Source organism: Achromobacter marplatensis (assembly GCF_049060505.1).
GTDB classification, from domain to species: Bacteria; Pseudomonadota; Gammaproteobacteria; order Burkholderiales; family Burkholderiaceae_B; genus Achromobacter; species Achromobacter marplatensis_A.
Map to the genome: position 1 here is coordinate 1 of NZ_JBMGRB010000002.1, position 24,337 is coordinate 24,337.

Annotated in this window: 16 protein-coding genes; 3 read left to right on the top strand and 13 right to left on the bottom strand. The window is 68.0% G+C overall.

From position 1 onward, the window contains the following. The 9 genes from ACI0FO_RS04905 to ACI0FO_RS04945 form a co-directional block, all read right to left on the bottom strand. A partial coding sequence (locus ACI0FO_RS04905) for a condensation domain-containing protein (protein WP_416024586.1) occupies positions 1-1,617 on the bottom strand: 1,617 nt, incomplete at its 3' end. Then, on the bottom strand, positions 1,617-10,154 hold the full coding sequence (locus ACI0FO_RS04910; RefSeq protein WP_416024588.1) for an amino acid adenylation domain-containing protein: 8,538 nt from the start codon (positions 10,152-10,154) through the stop codon (positions 1,617-1,619). The genes ACI0FO_RS04905 and ACI0FO_RS04910, both read right to left, overlap by 1 nt. 29 nt (positions 10,155-10,183) lie before the next feature. After that, a complete protein-coding gene (locus ACI0FO_RS04915; RefSeq protein ID WP_416024590.1) occupies positions 10,184-11,149 on the bottom strand; it encodes a TauD/TfdA family dioxygenase in 966 nt (321 codons plus the stop codon). Beyond that, positions 11,146-11,877: a 4'-phosphopantetheinyl transferase family protein gene (locus ACI0FO_RS04920; protein ID WP_416024592.1), complete on the bottom strand. Its 732-nt coding sequence runs from the start codon at positions 11,875-11,877 to the stop codon at positions 11,146-11,148. The genes ACI0FO_RS04915 and ACI0FO_RS04920 overlap by 4 nt, the downstream gene beginning before the upstream one ends. Further along, entirely contained in the window at positions 11,855-12,598 is a 744-nt protein-coding gene (locus ACI0FO_RS04925) for a thioesterase II family protein (RefSeq protein WP_416024594.1), read from the bottom strand. Before ACI0FO_RS04925 ends, ACI0FO_RS04920 begins: the two co-directional genes overlap by 23 nt. A gap of 2 nt (positions 12,599-12,600) precedes the next feature. Beyond that, positions 12,601-12,825: an MbtH family protein gene (locus ACI0FO_RS04930; RefSeq protein ID WP_416024595.1), complete on the bottom strand. Its 225-nt coding sequence runs from the start codon at positions 12,823-12,825 to the stop codon at positions 12,601-12,603. A 234-nt stretch (positions 12,826-13,059) separates the two neighbouring features. Then, positions 13,060-14,805: an acetyl/propionyl/methylcrotonyl-CoA carboxylase subunit alpha gene (locus tag ACI0FO_RS04935; RefSeq protein WP_416024596.1), complete on the bottom strand. Its 1,746-nt coding sequence runs from the start codon at positions 14,803-14,805 to the stop codon at positions 13,060-13,062. Positions 14,806-14,821: 16 nt separating this feature from the next. Then, on the bottom strand, positions 14,822-16,441 hold the full coding sequence (locus ACI0FO_RS04940) for a 5-oxoprolinase/urea amidolyase family protein (protein WP_416024598.1): 1,620 nt from the start codon (positions 16,439-16,441) through the stop codon (positions 14,822-14,824). A gap of 8 nt (positions 16,442-16,449) precedes the next feature. Continuing rightward, positions 16,450-17,211 carry a LamB/YcsF family protein gene (locus ACI0FO_RS04945; RefSeq protein WP_416024599.1) on the bottom strand — a complete coding sequence of 254 codons (762 nt, stop codon included), beginning with the start codon at positions 17,209-17,211 and terminating at the stop codon, positions 16,450-16,452. A gap of 214 nt (positions 17,212-17,425) precedes the next feature. Between ACI0FO_RS04945 and ACI0FO_RS04950 the strand changes: the two genes are divergently transcribed. Next, complete coding sequence (locus ACI0FO_RS04950; protein WP_416024601.1) at positions 17,426-18,094, top strand: GntR family transcriptional regulator; 669 nt, start codon at positions 17,426-17,428, stop codon at positions 18,092-18,094. On the opposite strand, the gene ACI0FO_RS04955 is transcribed toward ACI0FO_RS04950, so the two are convergent. Both ACI0FO_RS04955 and ACI0FO_RS04960 read right to left on the bottom strand, forming a co-directional pair. Further along, positions 18,061-19,497 (bottom strand): PepSY-associated TM helix domain-containing protein, encoded by a 1,437-nt coding sequence (locus ACI0FO_RS04955; protein ID WP_416024603.1) that lies wholly within the window; start codon positions 19,495-19,497, stop codon positions 18,061-18,063. The genes ACI0FO_RS04950 and ACI0FO_RS04955 overlap by 34 nt on opposite strands. Before the next feature lie 76 nt (positions 19,498-19,573). Next, the gene (locus tag ACI0FO_RS04960; protein WP_416024604.1) at positions 19,574-20,071 is read right to left on the bottom strand and encodes a DUF2946 family protein; all 498 of its coding nucleotides are present in this window, start codon (positions 20,069-20,071) and stop codon (positions 19,574-19,576) included. A 206-nt stretch (positions 20,072-20,277) separates the two neighbouring features. On the opposite strand from ACI0FO_RS04960, the gene ACI0FO_RS04965 reads away from it, so the two are divergent. Together ACI0FO_RS04965 and ACI0FO_RS04970 are read left to right on the top strand one after the other, a co-directional pair. Next, positions 20,278-20,661, top strand: coding sequence for a hypothetical protein (locus tag ACI0FO_RS04965; protein WP_416024606.1), 384 nt, complete (start codon positions 20,278-20,280; stop codon positions 20,659-20,661). A 10-nt stretch (positions 20,662-20,671) separates the two neighbouring features. Next, a complete protein-coding gene (locus ACI0FO_RS04970) occupies positions 20,672-20,896 on the top strand; it encodes a YMGG-like glycine zipper-containing protein (protein WP_416024608.1) in 225 nt (74 codons plus the stop codon). Here ACI0FO_RS04970 and ACI0FO_RS04975 read toward each other — a convergent pair. Both ACI0FO_RS04975 and ACI0FO_RS04980 read right to left on the bottom strand, forming a co-directional pair. Beyond that, positions 20,890-21,627, bottom strand: a complete 738-nt coding sequence (locus tag ACI0FO_RS04975) for a ribonuclease activity regulator RraA (protein WP_416024610.1) — start codon at positions 21,625-21,627, stop codon at positions 20,890-20,892. The two genes, ACI0FO_RS04970 and ACI0FO_RS04975, sit on opposite strands and share 7 nt — an antisense overlap. Before the next feature lie 149 nt (positions 21,628-21,776). Then, on the bottom strand, positions 21,777-24,185 hold the full coding sequence (locus ACI0FO_RS04980; RefSeq protein WP_416025644.1) for a TonB-dependent siderophore receptor: 2,409 nt from the start codon (positions 24,183-24,185) through the stop codon (positions 21,777-21,779). Between the last annotated feature and the right edge of the window lie 152 nt (positions 24,186-24,337).

The following is a 24,337-nucleotide window of genomic DNA, read 5'->3' on the forward strand; positions in this document are numbered from 1 at the left end:
CAGTTCCGCGTAGCGCAGGCTGACACCGCCCATCGCCAACGCCGGCGCGTCGGGCGTGGCCGCCGCCTGCGCCGCCAGCTGCTCCGGCACGCTCGGCACCCTGCGCGCCGCGCCGCCGTCGCCTTGCGCCAGCAGTTCGCGTTCGTCTTCAGCTTCCAGCCACGGCAGTTCCGCTACGCGTGTCCCGGGCGCATCCAGCCAGCCGCTTAACACGCGCACGTAGCGCCGGGCAAGCCGCGCCATGCGCTCGACGCTGAACAAGTCGGCGGCGTAGATCACGCTGGCGGTCAGACCGCCGGCCGTGTCCTCACGCGTTTCCAACGTCAATTCGAACGGTGTGTCGTCCAAGGGCACGGCAAACGGCGTCAGGGTCAGGCCTGGCAACGCAGCCAGCGCGTCGTAGTCGTCGCGCAAATGGTTGGCCATGACCTGGAATAGCGGATTGCGCTGCGCGGATCGGGCCAGTTGCAGGGCGTCGACGATGCGGTCCAAGGGCAACTCGCCATGCGCTTGCGCCTGGATCATGGCGTCGCTGGCACGCGCCACGGCCTCGGCCAGCGTGTCGGCCCCGGACAGGACATTGCGCAACACCTGGGTGTTGACGAACAAGCCGACCAGGCCCGCCGTGTCTTGACGGCCGCGATTGGCGGTGGGCACGCCGACGCGAATGTCGTCCAGCCCGCTCTCGCGGTGCAACAGCACCTGAAACGCCCCGAGCAACACGCTAAACAGTGTGCAGCCTTCCCGCTGGCACGCGCGGCGCAGGCGCTCTGGCATGCCCGCCGGCAGCACGATCTGCTGCCGGCCCGCGCGAAAAACGTTGTCCGACCCGCGCATGCCGTCAACCGGCAATTGCAGCCAGGGTTCTTCGCCGCCCAGCTGCGCGCGCCAATACTCCAATTGGCGCGCCTCTTCACCGGCCGCCAGCCAACTGCGCTGCCAGGCGGCGTAATCGGCGTAGTCGACGAGCAAGGGGGCAAGCGCCACGGGCGCGTTCTCTAGCGCCGCGCGGTAGCAGGCGGCCAGTTCGTCCAGCAGCACCTGCATGGACCAGCCATCCGCCACGATATGATGCAGCACGCCGACCAGCACATGGTCGTCCTTCGCGGCGCGCAGCAGGGCAAAGCGCGCAAGCGGCCCCGAAAGCAAGTCGAAAGCACGGCCATTCAGCCCGCCGGCGGCCTGCGCGAACGCCGCCTCGCGATCGCCGCTGGCCGGCACGGCCAAGTCGATCCGCTCCAGCGGCAGCGCGCCGGCATCAAGGACGCGCTGCACGGGCGCCCCGTGCGCATCTAGTTCGAAACGGGTGCGCAGGGCCGCGTGCCGTTGCGCCAAGGCATCAAGCGCGGTTTGCAACGCGGCCACATCGAGGTCGCCGCGCAGACGCAGCCCGCCCGAGATATGGTAAGCGGTGGAGTCCGGCGCAAGCCGCCACAGGAACCATTGCCGCTGCTGCGCAGGCGACAGCCCGCCACGCTCGGCGGCGCTGGCCGGCACGATAGGGAATTGCCCTGGCGACAGCCCTTGCTCGCGCAGCCTGCCATAGACCGCCTGGCGTTCCGCCAGCCCCAGGGTTGCGAAGCGCGCGGCAATGCGCGCAAGCGAGGCGTTCGACATCAGTGGTTCTCCAACGTATCCATGAAGGCGTCCAGGGCGTCCAGCGCCTGCGTGTCCGCCGCGCCGCCTGCGTCCTGCAGATGCCCAGCGAACGCCGCCAGTGTCTGGTGCTCGAACAGGGCATTGATGGGCGCCTGCCGGCCCAGGCCTGCTTGTATCCGCGCCGTGACCTGCATGACCATCAGCGAATGGCCGCCCAGCTCGAAGAAGTTGTCCAGGCGCCCTACCCGCTGCACGCCCAGCACGTCCGACCAGATCAGCGCCAGCTGCGCCTCCAGGCCCTCGCGTGGCGGCACATACTCGCGGGCCGTTTCGTTCAAATCTGGCGCGGGCAGCGCCTTGCGATCAAGCTTGCCGTTGCGGTTGCGCGGCAAGGCGTCCAGCCGCACCCACACCCCGGGGATCATGTAGTCGGGCAGATCGCGGGCCAGGGCCGCGCGCAGCGCCTCGCGCCACGCCTGCGCGCCCTCGGCCGGTTGCCATCCGGCAGCCGGCGCGACATAGCCGACCAGACGAGCGCCATGGCCGTCGTGGATCGCCTGGACGGCGGCTTCGCCGACTTCCGGCAACGCCGCCAGGCGCGCTTCGATCTCGCCCAGTTCGACGCGATACCCGCGCACCTTGACCTGATGATCGGCCCGCCCGGCGTACTCCAACACGCCATCGGGCCGCATGCGCCCAAGGTCTCCGCTGCGATACATGCGCCCGCCCGCTTCTTCGCCATGCAGGTCGGGCAGGAAGCGTTCGGCGGTCAGGTCCGGCCGGCGCTTGTAGCCGCGCCCCACGCCCACGCCGGCGATATAGATTTCGCCGACGACGCCCGGCGGCACGGGGTTCAGTTCGCCATCCAGCACCATCAGCCGCGTATTGTCGGCGGCCGTGCCGATAGGCAACCCCGGACCGGGCTCCGCGTCGCCCGGTCGCAAGGTAAAGAAGGCGACGTCGTCGGCGCATTCGGCCGGGCCGTATGCATTGACCAGCGGTACGGCGGGATAGCGCCGCAGCCAGTCGCGCGCCAACGACAGCGGCGTGGCTTCGCCCGTGGGAAGCATCCAGCGCAGCGCCGGCAGCGCCACGGGTTCGGCGGCCAACATTCCCCGGATCAGGGTTGGCACGCTTTCCAGCACCGTGATGCCGCGCGCCTGTGCATGGCGCAACAGCGCGACGGGGTCGCGTGCCGTGTCGTCCGGCACCACCTCGACGGTGGCGCCGCACAGCAGGCCCGCCAACATCTGCCACACAGAAATATCGAAACTGGGAGCCGCCGTCTGTCCGATGACAGCGTGCTCGTCCAACCCCAGCGCGGGCACTTTGCTCAACTGGTTGTTCAGCATGCCCCGGTGCGTGACCACCACGCCCTTGGGTTCGCCCGTGGAGCCGGACGTGAAGATCAGGTAGGCGGCCTGGTCCGGGTGCGCATGGCGTCCGGGGTTGCCGGGTTCCTGTCCGCGCCCGCGCGCCGGGCCAGCCAGCGCTTCTTCCGCCCACAACACACGCGGGGCGTTCGGCACCAGCGCCAGCGCGGCATCCAGAAGCGGCGCCTCCGCCGTGCCGACCAGCACCACTTTCGCGCCGCTCTGGCCGAGGATGGACGCCACGCGCTGCGGCGGCAGGCGCACATCCAGCCCAAGGTAGGCCGCGCCCGCCTTGAACGCACCCACGGCCGAGGCGATAAAATTCACGCCCCGCTCGCAATACACGGCCACGACGTCATCGGCGCGCACGCCACGTTCGATCAAGGCCTGGCCGATGCGGTTGGCGCGCCGGTTCAGCTCGGGATAGCTGACGGCATCCTGGCCGCACCGCACCGCGATGCCGTTGCGGTGGGCGGCCTGGGCTTCGAACAAGCGCACATAGCCGGCGTCGAAGGAATAGTCCGCCAGGCGGCCCCGGCCCGCGGCAAGCAGGCGATCCCGTTGGGCAGGCGACGGCGCCATCAGGGACGCGACGGGCGCGTCGGGCGTCGCCATCAGGCCTTCGACATTGGCGCGGAAGGTGGCCAGCATGGCGGCCACGGCCTGCGCGTCCAGCCGGCGGGTGTCGTAGGTCAGTTGCAGCGCCAGGCGCGGCCCCGGCAGCAGGACCACCGTCAATGGGTAATTGGTGTGCGTGCGCATCCCCAGCGAACGCAGTCCCATGCGCTCGGCGCGGTCGAATACCGATCCGGCGATGGGCGCATTTTCGAACACCACCAGGCTGTCGAACAGCGGTTGGCCCGGCGCCACCTCGCTGAACCCTTGCACCTCGGCCAGCGACAAATGCTCGTGCGCCCGCATATCGGCATTCTGGTCCAGCAGTGCGCGCATCCATTGCGCTGCCGACATTGCCCCGCCCGCCGGCAAGCGCACGCGCATCGGAATCGTATTGATGAATATGCCGATCGTCTGCTGCGCCTGCGCCATCTCGGTCGGGCGCCCGGCCACGGTTACGCCATAAAGCACCTCGTCCTGGCCGGCATGGCGCGCCAACGTCAGCGCCCATGCCGCCTGGATCACGGTATTGGGCGTGACGCGGCATTGCTGCGCGACGCGCTGCAGTTGCGTGGTCTGCGCCTCGCTCAACGTGCTGGTCAGATCAACCATTGACGACACTTCGCCCGCCGTCGCGGCGCGCAGCCCCGGCAGCGGTGTCACTGCGCCGAAACCGGCCAACGCGTCGCTCCAATAGCGGCGGGCGGCGTCGATGTCGCGCGCCTGCAGCCAGTCGATAAAATCGCGATGCGGGCGGCTGGGCGGACGCACGGGCTCGTAGCCGGCGCGGCGCGCGTCGTAATTGTCAAAGAAATCCGTCAACAACAGCGACAGGCACCAGGCGTCCATCAACATGTGGTGAAAGCTCAGCGCCCACCGGTATTCCCGGTCGGCCACGCGGGCCACGCGCAGTCTCAGCAACGGGGCCTGCTCCAGCGGCAGTCCCGTCCGCAGTTCTTCGTGCAGCAGGGACTCGTACCGCGCCACCGCGGCCTCGTAGCCTGATTCGCGCAGATCCAGGCGTTGCACCGGCAGCATCACGGCGCGCCGGATCACCTGCACGGGTTCATGCGCCCATTGCCAATGGAAGGTCGCACGCAGCGCCGGATGGTTTTCCACCACGCGCCGCCACGCCCATTCGAAAGCATCCTCGTCCAGCTCGCCGTCGACGCGATACCGGTCCTGCATCACGTAGATGCCCGAATTCGGATTGCGCAATGTGTGCAGCAGCATGCCGTGCTGCATGGGACTCAGCGGATACGCGTCTTCGATGTCTTCCGCGGGAACCGGTAATTGAGCCAGACGCTCGCGCGCCAGACGCGTGGCGGCGGCGGGCGCCGCGGGCGCTGCGGCCACTGCCGCGTCGTCCAACGTCAACACGCCGGGCGCCAGGGCGGCCAGCGTCTGCTGTTGCAGCAATTGCTTGGGGCTCAGGACCAGCCCGGCTTGCCGCGCCAGCGCCACTACCTTCAGCGTCAGGATGGAATCCCCGCCCAGCTCGAAGAAATTGTCGTCGCGTCCGATGGTCTTCACGCCCAGCGCCTTGGCCCAAATGGCCGCCAGCGCGGTTTCCAGTCCCGGTTTGGGCGCGGTGAACGACGCGCTTTGCAGCGCGGGGGCTTCGGGCAACGCCAGGCGGTCGACCTTGCCCGCGGCGTTCAACGGCAGCGCTGGCAGCACCAGCACGCGCGCCGGCACCATGTAGTCGGGCAGCACGCGAGCAAGCGCTGACCTCAACGCGTCGGCATCCAAGGCGGCCCCAACGGCCGGCGCCACATAAGCCAGCAGGCGTCGGGCGGCACCGGCCTGGCCGCCGGTGGCCACGGCCACGGCCTGGCCCACGCCAGGCTGGGCCAGCAACTGTGTTTCGACTTCGCCCAGTTCGATCCGGTAGCCGCGGACCTTCACTTGGTGGTCCACGCGTCCCAGGTATTCGATCTGGCCGTGCACGCCCCAACGCGCCAAGTCGCCGCTGCGGTACATGCGCGCGCCGCCTCCCTGGAAGGGATCGGCCACGAAGCGTTCCGCGGTCAGCCCGGCGCGGTTCAGATAGCCGCGCGCCAAACCCTCGCCGCCCAGGTAGAGCTCGCCCGCCGCGCCCGGCGGCAGCAGGTTCAGATCGGCGTCCAGCACATAGGCGCGCCGGTCGCCCACCGGTTGGCCGATGGGCATGTAGGCCGCGTCATTGGGCGTGTCCGGATACGCCTTGGCAATCAGTGGCGTAATGACGGCTTCGGTCGGTCCGTAGCCGTTGATCACGCGCGGGGGCCGCAGCGTGTTTTGAATCAGCGCCAGCGTGGCGCGCGACGTGGCTTCGCCGCCGACGGTGTAGGAACGGATCGGCAGCGCGGCCGCCGCCTGGCCCTGGGACTCCGCCAACTGGTGCAGGTAGCTGGGCGTAAAGCACGCGATCGTGACGCCATGGCGGGCGATCTCGGCGCAACTGCGCTCAACGGACCAGAGTTCATCGTCGCGCGGGATCAAGACGCCGCCGAACGCCAGGGGCGTCAGCCAACGTTCGTGCGCACCGTCAAAGTTGATCGACGCGAATTGCAGTTCGCGATCTTCCGGCGTCATGCCGTACAGCGCCCCGATCGCCTGGATATGCATGGAAAGCGGACCATGCGACACCGCTACGCCTTTTGGCAACCCAGTGGAACCCGACGTATAGATCAGATACGCCAATTGTCCGGGATGGATGTCGCGGTCGGGATTGTGCGCCGGCGGGCGGTCAACACCGCCGCCGTCCAACGACAGGCAACGCACCCCCTGAGGCAGCGTCAGCCTGTCCCGCACGGATTCTTGCGACAGCACCCAGCGCAGCCCACTGTCCTGCACCATGTGCGCCAGACGCGCCGCCGGGTAGCCGGGGTCCAGCGGCACATAGACGCCACCCGCCTTCAGCACGGCCAACATGGCCACGATCATGGCCGCGCCACGGTCCAGCGCGATGCCCACCGCGACCTCCGCGCCCACGCCATTCGCGATCAGCAGATGCGCCAGCCGGTTCGCCCTTTCGTTCAATTGTGCGTAGGTAAGTGTTTCGGCGCCCGCGATCAACGCCGGCGAATGCGGCATCTGGGCGGCGTGGCCTTCGATCAGGCGATGCACGGGCGTAAAGGCGCGTGGCCTCCAGGCGCCGGTCCCGGCCGCCAGCAGCGCATCCCGAACGCCGTCGTCCAGCACGTCAAGCGCATCCAGCGCCACGTCCGGCGTATCCGCCAATTGGCCCAGCACCTTCACAAGCGCCTTGGAGAAGGCCCGCATGGTCTCGGCATCGAACAAGTCACGGGCGTAAATCAGGGTAGCCGCCAGCGCGCCATCCTGGCCTTCCCGGGTTTCCAGCGTCAATTCAAACTGCGCGGCGCTCTCCGGCAACGGCAGTGCGGTGGCTTGCACGCCAGGCAGTGTTAGCGGCGCACCCGCGTCCTCGCGCAGATGGTTCATCATGACCTGAAACAGCGGGCTTTGGCCCACGCCACGTTCAGGCGCGATCGCGTCCACCACGCCATCGAACGGATAGTCTTGGCGCGCTTGCGCGTCCAACACGGTTTCACGCGCTTGCGCGGCCACCTCGCGCAACGACATCCTGCCGTGCACGCAGCCACGCAGCACCTGGGTGTTCACAAAAAAGCCCACCGTGCGAGCCAGCGCCGGCAGAGGCCGGTTGGCTGCCGCCACGCCGACACGAACATCGGTCTGGCCGGTATAGCGATACAGCACGGCCTGAAACGCGGCAAGCCACTGCATGAAGGCCGAGCACCGCGCCTCGCGCGCGGCCATCTGTACCCGCGCCGACAGGTCCGGCGCAATCTCGACCTCGCAGCGGGCGGCCTGGTAACGGCCTTCCGCCGTGCGCGGCCGATCAGTCGCCAGTTCCAGGGTCGGTTGTTCACCGCCCAACAAACGGACCCAATCTTCACGCTGCGCGTCCCAGCGGCCGGCCTCCAGCTGCGCCCGTTGCCACGCGGCGTAATCGGCAAACTCCAGCGTCACGGGCGCAAGCGTCCGGCCTTCCATCAACGCGCCCAATTCCTCGAACAGCACACGCATCGACACCGCGTCGGCCACGATATGGTGCGCGACGAGGACCAGCATATGTTCGTCGTCGTCCACGCGCAGCAGCTCGGCGCGCAACGGTAGCGCGCGTTCCAGGTCGAATGGCGTGTTGAACGCCTGGCGGACGATGGCATCGGCCTGCGCGCGGGCGGCCGCCGGATCATCCTGGCGCAGGTCCCGCATGCGCACGACCGTGGACGGCGCAGGGTCGTCCCCAGGTGGCGCGTCCAAATCGATGGGCTGCTGCACCGGCGTGCCATCTTCCAGTATCCGGAAGCGCATACGCAGGGCCTCGTGCCGGCGGATCAACGTTTCCATTGCCTGAGCCAGGCCCGGGCCGTCCAAAGGACCGGATAGCCGCAACGCCCGGCCGACGTGATAGGCATTGCTGGCGCGATCCAGCTGCCACAGGAACCACTGGCGCAATTGCGCGGAAGACAGCGGCACCGCGCCTTCACCCCGGGCGACCGCGGCCACCGGTACCTGGCCCGTCGCGTTCGCGGCGTCGCCGGCCCGAGCGTTCCCGGCCAGTTCACGGATGCGTGCGGCGCAGCCGGAAAGCGCCGGATAATCAAATACCAATCGGGGAGACGCCGCGATGTTCCAGCGGCTGGAAATGGCCGCGGCCACCTGCACGGCGGCCAGCGAATTGCCGCCGCAAGAGAAAAAATTCGCTTGCGCGTCGGGCAGACTGCCGCCAAACGCATCGCGCCAGATCGCGGCCAGCGCCTGCGCGTCCGGATCTTCCAGGCCTGCCGGCGCGGGCGACGGGGTGCCAGCGGCATCGCGGCGCGTCCCGTGATCGAAGACCGCATAGGCGTCCAGCTCGCCCGTGCGCCAGCCGTCGCGGCAGGCCGAACGCTGCAGTTTCCCGCTTGAGGTCTTCGGAAGCCCGCCCGGATTCAGCAGAACGACGACGCTGGCCGGTTCGCCGCAAGCGGCGCCTACGGCCTGGCTGATCGCATCGCGAAGCGCCTCGGGCGGCACCAGCTTTTGCAGCCCCCGCGACACTTCGGCGGCCACGCCGATGCCCTCGCCTTGTGCGCCCTGTACCGAGAACGCGGCCACGCGGCCCTTGCGGACGGCCTCGACTTCGGCTTCCACCGCGCGCTCGACGTCCTGCGGATACAGGTTATGCCCGCGCACAATGATCAGGTCTTTGCGCCGGCCCGCGATATGCAGCTGGCCGGCGTGGAAGAAGCCCAGGTCGCCAGTCCGCAGCCAGCGCCGGCCGCGTTGTTCCACGAAGGTCTCGGCCGTGGCGTCGGGCCGGTTCCAATACCCCTGCGCCACGCTGGGCCCATGCACCCAGATTTCGCCGATGCGGCCATCGCCTGCATCGGCAAGCGAATCCGGGTCCACGATGCGCACGGTGTGATGGCGGGGCACCGTGCCGCACGCCACCAGCTTGCCGCCTTCTTGCGCCGGCGACACCTGGCCCGCAGCCAGCAGCGCGGGGTCGAAGCCGGTGGCCGTCATGCCCCCACCGCTGATCCCGCCCGTCACCAGCAGCGTGGCCTCGGCCAGTCCGTAGCAGGGATAGACCGCGCCGGTGGCCAGACCGGCCGGGGCGAAGGTCGCCAGGAAGTCGCGCAGCGTGTCGTGCCGAACGGGCTCGGCGCCCGAAAACGCCACGCGCCAACGCGACAGATCCAGCTGCGCCAGGCGTTCGGGCTTGGCGCGTTCCAGGCACAAGCGATAGGAAAAGTCGGGGCCGCCACTGTGCGTGCCACCATAGGCGGCGACCGCTTCCGGCCACCGCATCGGCCGTTCCAGGAAGTAACGCGGCGACATCAGCACGCAAGGAATCCCGCGATACAGCGGTTGCAGCAAACCGCCGATCAACCCCATGTCGTGGTAGAGCGGCAGCCACGATACCCATACGTCGCCGGGATTGGAGCCCAGACGTTCCGCAATGGCGGCCTCGTTCGCCATCAAGTTGGCATGGCTGACCATCACGCCCTTGGGCGCGGAGGTCGAGCCCGACGTGTATTGCAGGAAGGCAATCTGCTGACCGTCCGGTTCGAATTGCGCGCTGTTCGCGCCAGCCGCCTCCAACGGGCCGTCAATGGCCAACATGTCGGCGCCCGCCCAAAGGTCTTCGAACGGCGCAATGGCGTCACGCAGATCGGCCGTGGTCAACACGCAGCTGGCCGCGCAATCAGTGGCGATTGCCGCCACGCGGGCCAATTGCTGGCGCCGCACGGATTCCGGCGGGAACACCGGCACCGGAATCAGCCCCGCGTACATGCACGCGAAGAAGCCGGTCACGTAGTGTTCATTGTTGTCCATCAGCAAAAGCGCGCGGTCGTTGACGGCGTAGGCGCCGGCCAGCACGGCGGCCAGCGCGCGTGCACGCGCGTCCAGCGCCGCGTAGCTGTAACGGCGTTCGCCGGTGGCGTCGACTACCGTCAGCGCCGTATCGTCCGGCCGGCTGCGCGCCAGGTCGCGGACGCGCGCCACGATGGTGGCGGGAGGCGTCGTCGCGGAGATCTCGGAGGCTTGCATTGCATACACCTGTGGAAAGATCGCCGACATCAGAAGTCGGCGAAGTTGCTATGAGATTCGGCCATCGCGACCACGACCTTGCGCGGCCCCTGGAACGGCGTGCGCGCATGCGCCACCAGCATGTTGTCAAGCATCATTACGTCGCCCGATTGCCACGGGAACATGACGGTTTGCGCATCCAGCACGGCCCGCACCGCGTCGAACATCGCATCCGGGATGGCTTGGCCATCGGCGAAGTACACGTTGCGCGGCATGTTTTCGATGCCAAGCACCTCTTCCAGAGACTCCCGCACTTCGGGTTGCAGGTTCGACACATGGAACAAATGCGCCTGGTTGAACCACACCCTGTCCCGCGTCCAGGGATGGGTGGCCACGCCCTGGCACCGCTGCCGCGTGCGCAGGTCACCGTCCGGCTTCCATTCGCATTGGATGCGGGCACGCTGGCAGAACGCCTCCACGTCGTGGCGGTTGTCGGTGTTGAAGACCTTTTGCCACGGCACGTCGAATTCACCGTAGTTGCGTTCGTAGATCAGGCCGGCGGCGAAGCGTTCGCGGATGGGCGCCGGCATGTCCCGGTAGACGGCGCGGCTGTCGGCAATGGGCGTTTCGCCCCCGACGGGCGACGCCGTGACGCAGTGGAACCAGATCTTCATCGGCCATTCGCGCGTGTAGGCTTGCTCGTTATGCAGCGGAATATGCTGGTGCGCGGGGTATTCGGTGGAGGTGTAGACACCGGACTGCACGGCGCTGCGGGGCGTGGACGCGAACTCGTAGCTTAAGAGCGGATGCCCGAAGCCAGCCGCGAAGGCACGGAAGTCTTCCACCGATGGCACGGCGAAACCACGCAACAGCACGCCGCCCACGTCTCGCAACGAACGTGACAGGTCGTCCGCCAGGAGCGGCAGCGCCGACAGCAGCGGTTGTCCCGGCGTCGTCGGCGTATACAGCACCGGCAGCAGGTTGCCGTCGGGGGCCTTGCTCAGAAAAGTGTTCATGGTCGAATTCCTGGAGCGCGCGCGGGGCGCGGTGGCAAGATGACGCCGCCCGGATCGGCTTGATCACGGACGGCTGGCAACCAGGCCAGTGCGGCCACGTAACCGGCGGGCATCGCCAATTCGCAGGCTTCGCAAGTCGGCCAGTCGGCACAGGACGCCGCAACGGCGATCTGTCCGGCCTGCCCCCCCGGTTGCACCTGGACCTGCAGCAGATGCTGCGCGACGCCGACGCCCCAGGCTTTCAAGGCGGCCTCCTTGCCCGTCCAGCGGCGCAGGAACGCCGCGGCCGGCGGCAGCCCTCGCCAGCCCGTCCGCTCGGCCGGCAGCAAGGCATGGCCAGCCAGCGATTCCAGGTCGATCGTGCCTGGCTCGCATTCCACGTCCACCCCCACTTCCCGGCAGTCCGAAAGCGCCACCAGCGCGCAACCGCCCGCGTGGCTTACGTTGAAATAGCAGAAAGCGCCCGGCGCCAGAACCGGCTTGCCGTGTTTGCCGGCGCACAAGGGCACCTGGGCGGGCGCCAGCCCCAGGCGCATGGCCAGCAGACGGCGCAGGCCGGCTCGTGCACCCACATAACGGGCGCGGTCGGCATCATGATGGAACCGCCCCGCGCGTGCTTGTTCAGGCGGGGTCAATACCCGCCAGTCTTCGGCGGCGACGCGGCCCACCGTCAGCCGCCACACCGAGATATCAGCGGGCGCCGCCTCAGGCCGCGTCAAGGCTTGCATGACGGACTCCCTGGCTTGCCGCCGGCCGGTCCAGATGCGCCGCGATTGCGCCCAGCACGGCGGTTTCGCTGTCGCGGATGAAGAAGTGCCCGCCGTCGAAGTACTCCAGCGTGGCGGGTTCTTGCGTCACGTCCTGCCAGGCGCGCAACCGTTCCGGCGCGATGTCGTCGCGCCGGCCGCCCATCACGTGGACCGGCAGCGCCAGCTGCGCGGCGTCGTCATGGCGATAGTCGAGGCACAGCGCGTAGTCGGCTTCCAGCACCGCCAGCGTCAAGGCCAGCAATTCCGCGTCGTCGAACACGGCTTGGGGCGTGCCACCCTGGCGGCGCAGATCATCCAGAAGATCGGCCTGTCCGCGCATGCGTGCCAGCCGCGAGTTGTCGCGGGCCGACGGCGATGCGCTACCGGAGGCGATCAGCCGCTGAGGCGGCGGCAGGCCCAGCATGCAGAGGCGCCGGGCCGCGCCGTAAGCGAGCAACGCGCCCATGCTGTGGCCGTAAAGCGCATAGCGGCCGGACAGCCAGGGCCGCGCCCGCGCGCAGACATCGTCTACCGCCGCCTCGAAGCCCGCGCTGAACGGGTCGGCGATGCGGCTGCCGCGCCCCGCCAGTTCCAGGGGCTCGACACGGATCCAGGCGGGCAGCAGGCGGCGCCACCGCAGATACATGGTCGCGCTGGCCCCGGCGCACGGCAGGCACAGCAGGGTAATGGGCGCGACCATCGTCAAGCCTGGCCGGCGGTCTGGGCTTCCATGTGGCGACGCAACGAACGGGGACGCATGTCGGTCCAGACCGATTCGACATAGGCCAGGCAGGCCGCCTTGTCGCCCTGGGTGCCGGTATCGCGCCAGCCCGCGGGAATGGCCTTGTAGTCGGGCCAGATCGAATACTGTTCTTCTTCGTTGACCAGGACGCGGAATGTAGCGCCTTCGCGATCAAAACAACTCATGTCAGGGACCTCGCAGAGCACAACGGCGCTTGCGGCGCCAGGGGGCAGAATTCCCGTTTGCGGAAAATCTGCATCTATCCACCTGACGAACCAGCCCGGACTTTGTTTAGTGCGGACTGCCCTGCGCAGCACGTGCCCTGCCGCCCTGCCACCGGTTTGGCCCCGGGCGGCACCCCATTTCAATGCGCCATGCACAGCGACCGAGCGATCGCCACGCGATGCCGCCGCCCGGTGCTAGTCGATGCGCCCGATCTCGGCGCCTGCCGCGACCGCCTTGCCTGCGGCCGCCTGATGCTTGAGCACGCCATCGCGAGGCGCCAGCACCTGCATTTCCATCTTCATGGCTTCCATCGTGGCGATCAGGTCGCCTTGCTTGACGGTGGCGCCATCTTCGGCGTTCCACGCCTGGAGGGTGCCCGCGATGGGCGCCGCGACGCCGTGGGCGTTGGCCGGCGCCAGCGCGCCCGCCACGCCGGCGGTCTCCAAACCCGCTGCTGCCGCGCCTGCTGATTGCAGGCCGCGCAGCAATTCGGCGGGCAGACCCAGCGACACCCGTCGGCCATCGATCTCGACGGCGGTGCGGTGCAGGTTTACCCCACCCAACGGCGCCGGGCGCACGGCGGCTTCCAGGTCATTGGCGAAGTCGGTCTCGATCCAGCGGGTGTGTACGTTGAAGCCCTCGCCGTCACCAATGAAATCGGCATGATCCAGCACGGCCCGGTGGAAAGGCAGGACCGAGGCCACGCCCTCGATGCGGAATTCAGCCAGCGCACGGCGGGCCCGCGCGATCGCCTGGGCCCGCGTGGCGCCGGTAACGATCAGTTTGGCCAATAACGAATCGAACGTGCCCGGAATGGTGGAACCCGATTCCACGCCACTGTCCACGCGCACGCCCGGGCCGGACGGGGCGGCAAAGGCCGCGATGCGGCCGGGCGACGGCAGGAAGCCGCGGCCCACGTCTTCGGCGTTGATGCGGAACTCGATGGCATGGCCGCGCGGCGCGGGGGCCGCATCGATCGCCAGCGGCAAGCCGTCGGCGATGCGCAGTTGCTCGACCACGAGGTCCAGCCCGCAGGTTTCCTCGGTGACGGGGTGCTCGACTTGCAGGCGGGTGTTCACCTCCAGGAACGAGATGGCGCCCGACGCGCTAAGCAGGAATTCAACCGTGCCGGCGCCGACGTAGCCGGCGTGGGCGCAAATGTCGCGCGCCGACGCGTGGATGCGCTGGCGTTGTTCGTCGCTGAGGAACGGTGCGGGCGCCTCCTCCACAAGCTTCTGGTTGCGACGCTGCAACGAACAGTCGCGGGTGCCCAGCACGACGACCTTGCCGTGCTTGTCGGCCAGCACCTGCGCTTCGACATGGCGCGGATGGTCCAGGAACTGCTCCACATAGCATTCGCCGCGCCCGAAGGCCGTGACGGCTTCGCGCACGGCGGATTCGTACAGATCGGCCACGTCTTCCATGCGCCAGACGACCTTCAAGCCACGGCCACCGCCGCCGAACGCCGCCTTGATGGCGATGGGCAAACCGTGTTCGCGCGCAAACGCCAATACCTCATCGGCGCCATTGACCGGGCCAGGCGTGCCGGCCACCAGCGGCGCGCCGACGGCCAGCGCGATCTTACGGGCCTGGACCTTGTCGCCCAACCGTTCGATGGTGTCGGGCGACGGCCCAATCCAGCTCAGGCCGGCGTCGATGACGGCGCGCGCGAACCCCGCGCTTTCAGACAGGAAGCCGTAGCCGGGATGCACGGCATCGGCGCCGCTGCGGCGCGCCACGGCCAACAACTTTTCGATGTTGAGATAGGTGTCGGCCGGGCGGTCGCCTTCCAGGCCAAACGCTTCGTCGGCCAGGCGCGTGTGCAGCGCGTCGAAATCGGCGTCGGCGTAGACCGCCACGGATTTCACGCCGTAATCGGCGCAAGCGCGGATGATGCGCACCGCGATTTCGCCACGGTTGGCGATCAGGACTTTCTTCATGGCTGGCATAGTCAGGTTATGGCGTTGCGGCCGGCGCGGCGGGCACGTCGACCGGGACAAATTCAGAAATGGGATGGAAGCGCACGCGCGCGCCGATGGGGATTTGGGCCGCGCGGTCCAGGTGCCAAGGGGCCACCGATGCGATCACCGGGTAGCCGCCCGTCAACGGGTGGTCGGCCAGGAACAGCACGGGCTGGCCGCTGGCCGGCACCTGGATCGACCCTTTGCGCGTGCCCTCGCTGGGCAGTTCGGCGTGGTTGGCGCGTTGCAGCGGGCGTTCACCGTTCAAGCGGATGCCCACGCGGTTGGATTGCGGGGTGACGGTCCAGGCCTGATGGGACAGCAGCGCCACGGCATCGGCGTCGCACCAGTCGGTGCGCGGGCCCAATACGACGTCCAATACGACCTCGGTGTCTTGCGCGGGCAGGTCGGCCGCCGGTAGTTCCGGCGCGCCGACGATGGCGCCCTGCCCCACGGGCAGGATGCCGATGCGGTCGCCCGCGGCCAAGGCGTCGGGCCCGACGTGCGCAAGCGTATCGGTCGAGCAACTGCCCAGCACCGGCGCCACGTCGAAGCCGCCGCGCACGGCCAGGTAGTAGCGGATTCCCGCCACGGGCTGTCCCAAAGTCAGCGTGTCGCCATCGTTCAAGGCGATGGCCTGGTGACTGGCAACGGTCCAAGCGGCTGCCGTGGCGTCTTGCAGCGCAAGCTTGCCTTGCGCGCCGGTCACCGCCACCACGCAAGCGCCGTGGGCGCGGACCTGAAAGCCGCCGTACACGATTTCGATGCAGGCCTGCCCGGGCGCGTTGCCGACCAGCCGGTTGGCGGCGCGCAGCGCGCCCTGGTCCATCGCGCCCGAGGCCGCTACGCCCTGACGTGCCTGCCCGGGCCGGCCCAGATCCTGGAAGACGGCTTGCAAGCCAGGCGCCACCACTTCAAGCGACGCGCTGGCGTCGTTGATTGGCCGGGGCGCGGCTGGCGTGGCGCGCATGACGGCTAAAGGCGTAGCCGTCGAAGCAGCCGCGGGGCCGGCGTCGATGAAGCGGACGCGATAGCCGGGCTGTAGTAGCGCCGGCGTGTCGCGAGACAGGTCCCACATGGCCACCGGCGTAACGCCCAGGATCTGCCATCCGCCCGGGCTGGCTTGCGGATAGACGCCGCTGAACGTACCGGCCAGCGCCACCGCGCCGGCGGGAATGCGGGTGCGCGGCGTCTTGCGCCGGGGCACATCCAGGCTGGGGTCGCCGCCGCTCAGGTAAGCGAAACCCGGCGCGAACCCGGTGAAGGCGACGCGGTAGGTGCCGCCGGTGTGCCGGCGCACCACTTCCTGGCGCGTGATGCCGAGCAAGGCCGCGACTTCATCCAGGTCTTCGCCGTTGTAATGCACGGGAATTTCGATCAGTTTGCCTTCGCGCGCGACGCGGCTGGATGTATCGCGGCCGCCAATATCGGCGATCAGCGCCTCGCGCGTCACGGTGTCGGGCCGAAACACCACCAGCACGGTACGCGCGGCCGGCACCAGTTCGGTTACGCCGGCGATGGGCTGGGCCTGCAGCGCGGCAAACAGCGCCAGGGTCTGCTCCAGATCGTCCAGTTCAACGAGCAGGGCATCGGTATTCACGGGCAAAAAGCGCACGAGGCCTCCTAGGCGGCAAACGAGCGAATGGTAACGCCGGACTGCTCCAGGCGGCTGCGCACTTCGCGCGCCATGTCCACCGCGCCCGGACTGTCGCCATGCACGCAGATAGAGTCCGCCTCTACGCGCGTCAGCGAACCGTCGATGGCTTCAACCAGCCCGTCTTCCACCAGGCGCAGCATGCGCCGCGCCACCACGTCGGGGTCATGCAGCACGGCGCCTTTTTCGCGGCGGGAAACCAGCGTGCCTTGCGGCGTGTAGGCCCGGTCGGCGAACGCCTCGGCCACCACGCGCAGACCGCGTTCGCGCGCCAGCGTCAGCAGGGGCGAACCGGCCAGCCCAACCAGCGCCAACGACGGGTCCACCGCCAGCATCGCCGTGATGACGTCGTTGGCCTGGCGCGCATCGTGCGCAATGGTGTTGTAGAGCGCGCCATGCGGCTTGACGTAGCGGACCTGTGTGCCGGCCGCGGCGGCCAGGCCTTTCAACGCGCCGATTTGATAGATGACGTCGGCGATCAGGTCGGCGCTGGCGACGTCCATGTTGCGGCGTCCGAAACCGGTCAGGTCCGGGTAGGATACGTGCGCGCCGACCGCCACGCCATTGGCCGCCGCGCCCTTCAGCGTGGCAAGAATGCCGGCCGGGTCGCCGGCATGGAAGCCGCAGGCCACGTTCGCGCTGGACACCAGCCGCAGCATCGCGGCGTCGTCGCCCATGGTCCATGCGCCCAGGCTTTCGCCCAGGTCGCTGTTCAGATCTATGCTAACCATCGCGTGCTTCTCTATTGACCGTCAGAGCCGGATGCAGGGCTTCTGTTACAGGATTGTTCTACAATATCTGTAAATAGTAGATCAAACGACAGCCCATTGCCTATCAGTATTTCCACCCGGTCTGCACAAAACAGGCGGATGTGAGGGGCAATCTGCAAGGTGGTCAGATACACTCACACGGAAAGGCCCTCCCGCCTATGCAGATTTCCCGTCAATGACCGATTCCCACGCGCACCAGACCCTGACCGATAAAGTCACCGAACAGATCCGCCGCCGGTTGATCAACGGCGAATTCGCGCCCGGCCAGCGCCTGTCGGAAGCGACCCTGACGCAAAGCCTAGACGTATCGCGCAATACACTGCGCGAAGCGTTCCGCAACCTGACCAAGGAAGGCTTGCTGACCCATTCGCCCAACCGCGGCGTCGCGGTAGCGGTGCCCAACATGGCCTCCATCATCGATCTGTATCGCGTGCGGCGCATGATCGAATGCCAGGCGCTTGCGCAGGCGTACCCGCACCACCCGGCGCACCAGCGCATGCGCCAGGCGGTGGACGACGCCGGCGCCCGCCGGCTCAGCCAAGACTGGACGGGCGTGGGCACGGCCAACATGGCGTTTCATATGGCCATCGTGGAACTGGCCGACAGCGAACGGCTTAACGCCATGTTTTCGCTATTACTGGCCGAACTGCGGCTGGTGTTCGGCCTGCTGCAGGACCCCGAATTCCTGCATGCGCCCTACGCCGACATGAATGCCCGAATCCTGGAATGGGTCGAGGCCGGTGAATTCCAGAAGGCAGCCGATGCGCTGAAAGACTATCTGGCGCAGTCCGAACGCATCGTGCTGGCAAGCTATGCGCGGCGCGTCAGCGCCTTGGGCGGCTGAGCCCGCCACGACCGCAACACGTCCACCGCCAGGAACGCCAGCAGGCTTGCGCCCATCACCGGCAGGCACCACCCCAGCGCCAACGCCACGGCCGCGGCCGCGCACCGGCCTGGCCAGGACAGCTCACGCCACGCTTGCGTCAGCGTTTGACCGGATGCGCCCGACACCGGGCGACGCAGCCACCACATGCGGTAGCCCAGAACAATCATCGTGGTCAGCGCCAAGCCGATGGCCGCCATCAGCAATTGGTTGGGCCAGCCGAAGAGAATGCCCATGTGCATGTCCACGCCCCAGCGGATCAACTTGGCGATCAACGGGAAGGTGGCGAAATCAGCGCGGCTGGTGATGGCGTAAGTGGCGGGATCGATGGCGATGGTGTCGACCTGCGTGGGCCATGAACGGTCCACTTCCCGCACCGTCCAGGCCTCATCGGCTGCGCGCGGCGGACGAATCTCCAAGGCGTCGCTGTCGATGCCGCCCGCCCGAGCGGTCTGCCGGATGCGGTCGATATCGCCCACCACGGGGGACAAGGGCGTCATGGCCATGCCGGCCATTCCGGCCATTGCGCCATGATGATGTGCGTGCTCATCCTCGCCCCCGCCCTGCCCGACCGTCGCCCCGGCGCGGGGCAGCGCCAGCGACACCGACGGCGTGATCCAGCCGAGTTGCGCGCGCAGCTGGTCCACGCGGCCGCCCGCCCAATTCGACCAGGTCAGGCCTGTGGCCGACAAAAACAGCAAGCCGATCGCCAACCACAGCCCCAGCAGCACGTGCCAGCGTCGCGTGCGCAGGCGCGGGCTACGCGCCGCACCCGCTGGCGGGCGGCGGCGTCCCGCCCACCACATCGCCAGCCCGCCCAGCGTGGCAAGCCACATCCATGACGCGGCCAGTTCGCTATAGTTGCGGCCCAGTTCGCCCAGCATCAGATTGCGGTGCAGATAATCCAGCGCCGTGCGAAACGGCAGCGTGCCGCTGGTGCCGTAGACGATCAGGTCGCCCTTGATTTCCAGCGTGGCGGGGTCGACGAACAACGCGCGGCTTTCGGAATCGCCCAGGCCGGGCTGCGTGAACATGACGCGCGTGGTGTCGCCCGGGCCAGGCGCCGGGCGCACTGCGAACAGGCGCGGCCCTGCGCCGATGCGGGCTTGCGCCGCCTGCACCTGGCTGGCCAGGGATTGCGCCGGCCCTGTCGACGCGGTGCGTAGTTGGCCGGCATACAGCAGGTTTTCGATCTGGGGCGTCAGCACGAACAGCGTGCCAGTGACGGCCGCCACCAAAATGAAAGGGCCGACGAACAGCCCGATATAAAAATGCAGGCGGGTGATCAGCGCCATCAAGGCGCTGCGGCCCGTGGCCCGTTCGCGCTCGGGCGCGGGGCGGGAATCCAGGGTTTGCGTGGACATGGGGTCCTCCGAATACGAACGACGCCGCCCCATCCGGGCGGCCTTCATGCGCGCGATACGCGCACGTCGAGAACGGTCATTCGGGTATCGAAGGAGGCGCGCGCGATCCCAGCGGGGGGCCGGCGGCCGGCATCGCGGGACGCGGACTGTCGACCCGCAGAGGCGTCCGCGCCAGCCAACGCAACAGCACGGGCGCCACCGCCATCATCGGCGGCACATCCAGCACCTGATGCGCGCTCAGGCCAAACGGGCATTCCTGTCCGGCCGCGCCGTGGCCGTCGGGGCCGCCGTGGCCGGGATCCCCGTGGTTGCCGTGATGCGCGTCGGATTGCGCGTGGGATTGCGCGTGGGGTTGCGCGGCCGGCTGCGTGAGCGGCGCCCGCAGCCCTGGCCACACACCGCCGCCCATCACGCAAAACTCCAGCGCCAGCCGGCCCTGCCGCAGCGCATCGGCATCCGGCATATATCCCACCGGCACCCAGGCCCGCGCCACCAGCAACAGCAGCAGCAACAGCCGCCCGACATCGACGGCCAGGGCGGTACGGGGGGGTCGACGGGAAAGTCCGGTGCGCATGGGTCCAATCCAGGACGCCGGGGGATTCCGACGCCACGCAGGAATTTTACCCGCCGCGTTGGGGCGGCCGGCCAGCGCATTCTGCTTGCGGACGCCTTCTTTCGGGCATAAATTGAGCAGACCCGTTTTGGGTCCGGGCCGCCCGGCCCCCCGATGCGGCGTCGAAAGGTCGTTTTTTATCTTTTAAGCCCGCGAGGAGCGTTGCGATGAAAGTGAAACACCTGTTAGGCCCGGCAGCCCTTGCGCTGTCTTTGCTGTTCACCCCGCCAGGCATGGCCCAGACCGCCGATCCGGCGCCCATCATCACCGGCAAGCAATGGACGGAATCGGACGCCAGTCATAAGAAGGCGTACCTGCTGGGCATCGCCAATCTGTTGCAAGTCGAACGCGCCTACCAGGAACGGCGCAAACTTAACGACACCCAGACGCTGGTTCCAAGATTTACGGCCGGCCTGCAATCCCACACGCTGGATTCGGTGCGCGACGGCCTGGACCGTTGGTACGCCGCGAACCCCACCAAGCTGGACCGCCCCGTGATCGAGACCCTGTGGTTCGAGATCGTCGTGCCCGGCGCGAAGCGCAAGCCTTGAAGGAGCCGTCATGAAGCTAATTCGATCGATTGTCATCGGCGTCGCGATCGGGACGCTTGCTGCCTGCACGAACATGTCGCCGAAGCAGCAAGGCACCGTGTCCGGCGCGGCCATTGGCGCCGCGGCGGGCGCCGGCATTGCCGCCATCGCAGGCGGCAGCGCCTGGACGGGCGCCGCCATCGGCGGCGTGGCGGGCGGCGTCGCCGGCAATATCCGCGGCGGCAACTCCTACTGATTGGGCATTGCGCCCTGCTTGGCACGCCAGGCCTGGTAACGGGCCTGGTTTTCCTGATTCGGCGGATACAGCCCGGGCAACTTTTCCCCTGCCTCGACCTGCTGCATGATCCAGCCTTCCAGCCGTTCCTGCTCGATGGCGATTTCCACGACTTCGTCCAAGATGGCGGCCGGAATCAGCACCGCGCCGTCGCGGTCCAGCACGATCACATCGTTCGGAAAGACCGCGACGCCGCCGCACCCGACCGGTTCCTGCCAGCCCACGAAGGTCAGCCCCGCCACCGAAGGCGGCGCGGCCGCCCCGCTGCACCATACCGGCAGGCCGGTGCCCTCGACGCCTTCCAGGTCACGGACCACGCCGTCCGTCACCAGCGCGGCCACGCCGCGCTTCTGCATCCGCGCGCAGAGAATGTCGCCGAAGATGCCGGCATCCGTCACGCCCATCGCGTCGACCACGGCAATGCAGCCTTCGGGCATGTCTTCAATCGCCGCCCGCGTCGAAATGGGCGACGCCCACGAGGCCGGCGTGGCCAGATCCTCGCGGGCCGGCACGAAGCGCAGCGTGAACGCGCGCCCCACGATCCGCTTGGCACCCGGCGCCAGCGGCCGCGCCCCGCGCAGCCACACGTTGCGCAGCCCTTTCTTGAGCAGCACGGTGGTCAAGGTGGCGGTGGTGATGCCGGACAAGGCCTGAACGACGCGCGCGTCCAAAGGCTGAGGTGCAATCGTCATGATGCAGGTTCTCCTGGAATGGAATTCGATTGTGACCCCGCGCAAACCGCAATACAACCCGGCTTTTGCAGATTCAGAATCCGTTTTTTATACCTGCTTCCTGCGCCTTCGTGCTTGCGCCTTGCCGCGCGCGTCCGCCCGCCTTGCGTTTACCAGCGGTGCTGGTACGTCAACGTCAGCACCGTGCCGGCCGCCGGAAGACGGCTGGTGTTGGTGCCGCTGCGCATCAGTTGGCTGTACAGGGGGTAGTACTCGCGGTTGAACAGGTTTTCGATGCCGACCGTCACTGTGTCCTTCTTGGTGAACTGGTAGCGGCTCATGACGTCCACCGTGAAATAGCTGTTGACCTCGCGACGGCCAAAGCTGGCGACGCCATCCAGGCGGTAGTCCTTGCTGGCGTAGTAGTTGGCCTGCAGGCGGTTGCTCCAGCGCTCGTTCGGCCGGTATTGCACGTAGCCCGTCACCTTGACCGGCGGGATGCGATACCCCGTCATGTTGCGCCATTCACCGCCCTCGGGCTGCTCCTGCCCCTTCATCCAGGTGAACGTGCCGCCCGCGCCCCAGCGTTCGTCGTCGGTCAGGTAGTCGGCGGCCGCTTCCACGCCGTACACGCGTTCCTTCGTGCGGGTCAAGATCAGGCCGTTATTGAAACTCTGCACGTCGCCCAACTTCGACGTCGTGTAGAACAGCGCCAGCGACGCCGTGGTGTTGCCCAGGCCGCCGCGCCAGCCCAGCTCGTAGTTGTTGGTCTTGACGGGTTCCAGGTCCGACGAACCGATATCAAAACCCGGACGCGCGTTGCGCATCTGCACGCCGATATCGGGCAACTGGAAGCCCTGGCTGAACGACGTGTAGAACTCTTGCCCGCGCACCGGCTCGTAGCTCAGGCCTACGTTGAACAGCAAGGCGTCGTAGTTCACCGTGCCGCCCTGCACGGTCGCGGGCGACGGCACCCGCGACTGCGACAGGGGCACGAAATCATTGAAACGCGCCGACGAATATTCGTAGCGCACGCCGCCCTGCCCCGACCACTGGTCGTTGAAGCGGTGTTCCAGCTGGCCGAAGAGGCCCGTGCTGCGCGTGGTCAGTTCCGGCATGTAGGTCAGCGTGCCAGTCTTGCGGAATACGCGGCCGCCACTGCCGTCGAACGCGGCCGGATCGAAGATGTCGATCGGCATGTCGCTGCGTTCCTGGTTGAAGTCCGCGCCCCACAACAGACGGGTCTTGTCGGAATCGCCCAGCGGCGTGTCGATCGTCAGGCGGCTTCCCATCACCTTGGAGTTCTGCATGGCCTGGTCCACATTGCCGCCACGCGTAACCACGGCGCGGGCGTCGAACGGCGTGAAGCGCGTGTAGTAGTCGCGGTAATAGACCTGGGCCGACAGCTTGCTGCCCCACAGGTTCTGATGCTGGTATTCCAGGTTCACCAGCGTGTTGCGGATCTGGTTCTGGTCGGCCAGCACCAGGCCGTCCAGCGGCAAGGCGCGCGCCGTGCCCGGCGGCAGGCGGGCCACCGACGGGTCCGACCCGTAATCGCTGTCCTGGTCGGCGTTGTAATAGCTGGCCGACAGTTGCACGCGCTGATCGTCGTCGATGCGCAAGCCGAGCTTGCCGCCCAAACTGTAGATGTTGGAGTCGAACAGGTCGCCCTGGCTGGGCTCGGAGGCGATGCGGCGGCCCTGCGCGTCGTAAGACGCGCCGTTGTGGCGCGCGCCCAGGTCCAGCGCGTAATCGAGCTTGCCCTGGCTGCCCGCGAAATGCTGCTGCAGTTGGCCGCCCAGGCCATCGGCACGCAGGCGGCTCAGGGGGGACACGGCGGTCAGCGTGGTTTCCGACACCGGTTCGCCCCCAGCCGGCCGCGTGGTGATCGAGACGATGCCGCCGGTGGCGCCCGCGCCGTAGATCGAGCTGCTGCCGCGCAACACTTCGACGCGTTCGATGATGGCCGGGTCGATGTTGGCCAAGTTGCGCGACGAATCGCGGTTGGTGTTCAGCGGAATACCGTCCACCAGCACCAGGATGCCTCGGCCGCGTAGCGTCTGGCCATAGTCGGTCATCGTGCGGCTGGAATCGGCCATGCCCGGCACGACCTTCGACAGCACCGTGGCCAGGCTGTCGGACCCCGTCCGCAGTTCCTGGAGGTTGTCGCGTTCCAGCACGATGGTCTGTTGCACCGGGCTGACCAGGTTGCTGGCCATGCGCGAGGCGCTGACTTCGATCGGCGCCAGCACCGTCGGGGCGGCCGCGCCGGCAGCACCGGCGGGTTCAAGAATGATGGCGCTGCCTTCGTGGCGGGCACGCAGCGGCGTGCCGCGCAGCAAGGCGTCAAGCGCTTGGTCGGGCGTCATCGTGCCGGACACGGCCGGCGCCTGGATGCCCGCCACCGCCTGCGGGGTGTAGAAGATCTGCAGACCATGCTGCTGCGCCAGCGTTTTCAGCGCGCCGTCCAGCGGCTGGGCCGGCAGGTCCACCGCGATCGGCGGCGACGCGGCCCAGGCGGCAGGCGCCCCCATGGCGATCAGCACCGCCGCGCTGACGGCCCGGATCCGGCCGCTCATCGGCTGCGCGCGCTTGTTCTTATTGCGATCCACTTCATCCTCTCCTGAGTCGGGCGGTCTCCGGCCCCTTGCCGGATGTGCCCCGCGTTAAGAGAGAAGACGCGAAAGCGGAAAAAAACCTGAATGCCCGGCCAAAATATTTTTCGCAGGCG

Excerpts from the sequence above, each read along its gene's own strand:
- ACI0FO_RS04925 (WP_416024594.1), bottom strand. The coding sequence starts at position 12,598 with ATGGTCGCGCCCATTACCCTGCTGTGCCTGCCGTGCGCCGGGGCCAGC.
- ACI0FO_RS04945 (WP_416024599.1), bottom strand. The coding sequence starts at position 17,211 with ATGGTTAGCATAGATCTGAACAGCGACCTGGGCGAAAGCCTGGGCGCA.
- ACI0FO_RS04915 (WP_416024590.1), bottom strand. The coding sequence starts at position 11,149 with ATGAACACTTTTCTGAGCAAGGCCCCCGACGGCAACCTGCTGCCGGTG.
- ACI0FO_RS04955 (WP_416024603.1), bottom strand. The coding sequence starts at position 19,497 with ATGTCCACGCAAACCCTGGATTCCCGCCCCGCGCCCGAGCGCGAACGG.
- ACI0FO_RS04920 (WP_416024592.1), bottom strand. The coding sequence starts at position 11,877 with ATGCAAGCCTTGACGCGGCCTGAGGCGGCGCCCGCTGATATCTCGGTG.
- ACI0FO_RS04935 (WP_416024596.1), bottom strand. The coding sequence starts at position 14,805 with ATGAAGAAAGTCCTGATCGCCAACCGTGGCGAAATCGCGGTGCGCATC.
- ACI0FO_RS04975 (WP_416024610.1), bottom strand. The coding sequence starts at position 21,627 with ATGACGATTGCACCTCAGCCTTTGGACGCGCGCGTCGTTCAGGCCTTG.
- ACI0FO_RS04930 (WP_416024595.1), bottom strand. The coding sequence starts at position 12,825 with ATGAGTTGTTTTGATCGCGAAGGCGCTACATTCCGCGTCCTGGTCAAC.
- ACI0FO_RS04980 (WP_416025644.1), bottom strand. The coding sequence starts at position 24,185 with ATGAGCGGCCGGATCCGGGCCGTCAGCGCGGCGGTGCTGATCGCCATG.
- ACI0FO_RS04970 (WP_416024608.1), top strand. The coding sequence starts at position 20,672 with ATGAAGCTAATTCGATCGATTGTCATCGGCGTCGCGATCGGGACGCTT.
- ACI0FO_RS04910 (WP_416024588.1), bottom strand. The coding sequence starts at position 10,154 with ATGCAAGCCTCCGAGATCTCCGCGACGACGCCTCCCGCCACCATCGTG.
- ACI0FO_RS04965 (WP_416024606.1), top strand. The coding sequence starts at position 20,278 with ATGAAAGTGAAACACCTGTTAGGCCCGGCAGCCCTTGCGCTGTCTTTG.
- ACI0FO_RS04950 (WP_416024601.1), top strand. The coding sequence starts at position 17,426 with ATGACCGATTCCCACGCGCACCAGACCCTGACCGATAAAGTCACCGAA.
- ACI0FO_RS04960 (WP_416024604.1), bottom strand. The coding sequence starts at position 20,071 with ATGCGCACCGGACTTTCCCGTCGACCCCCCCGTACCGCCCTGGCCGTC.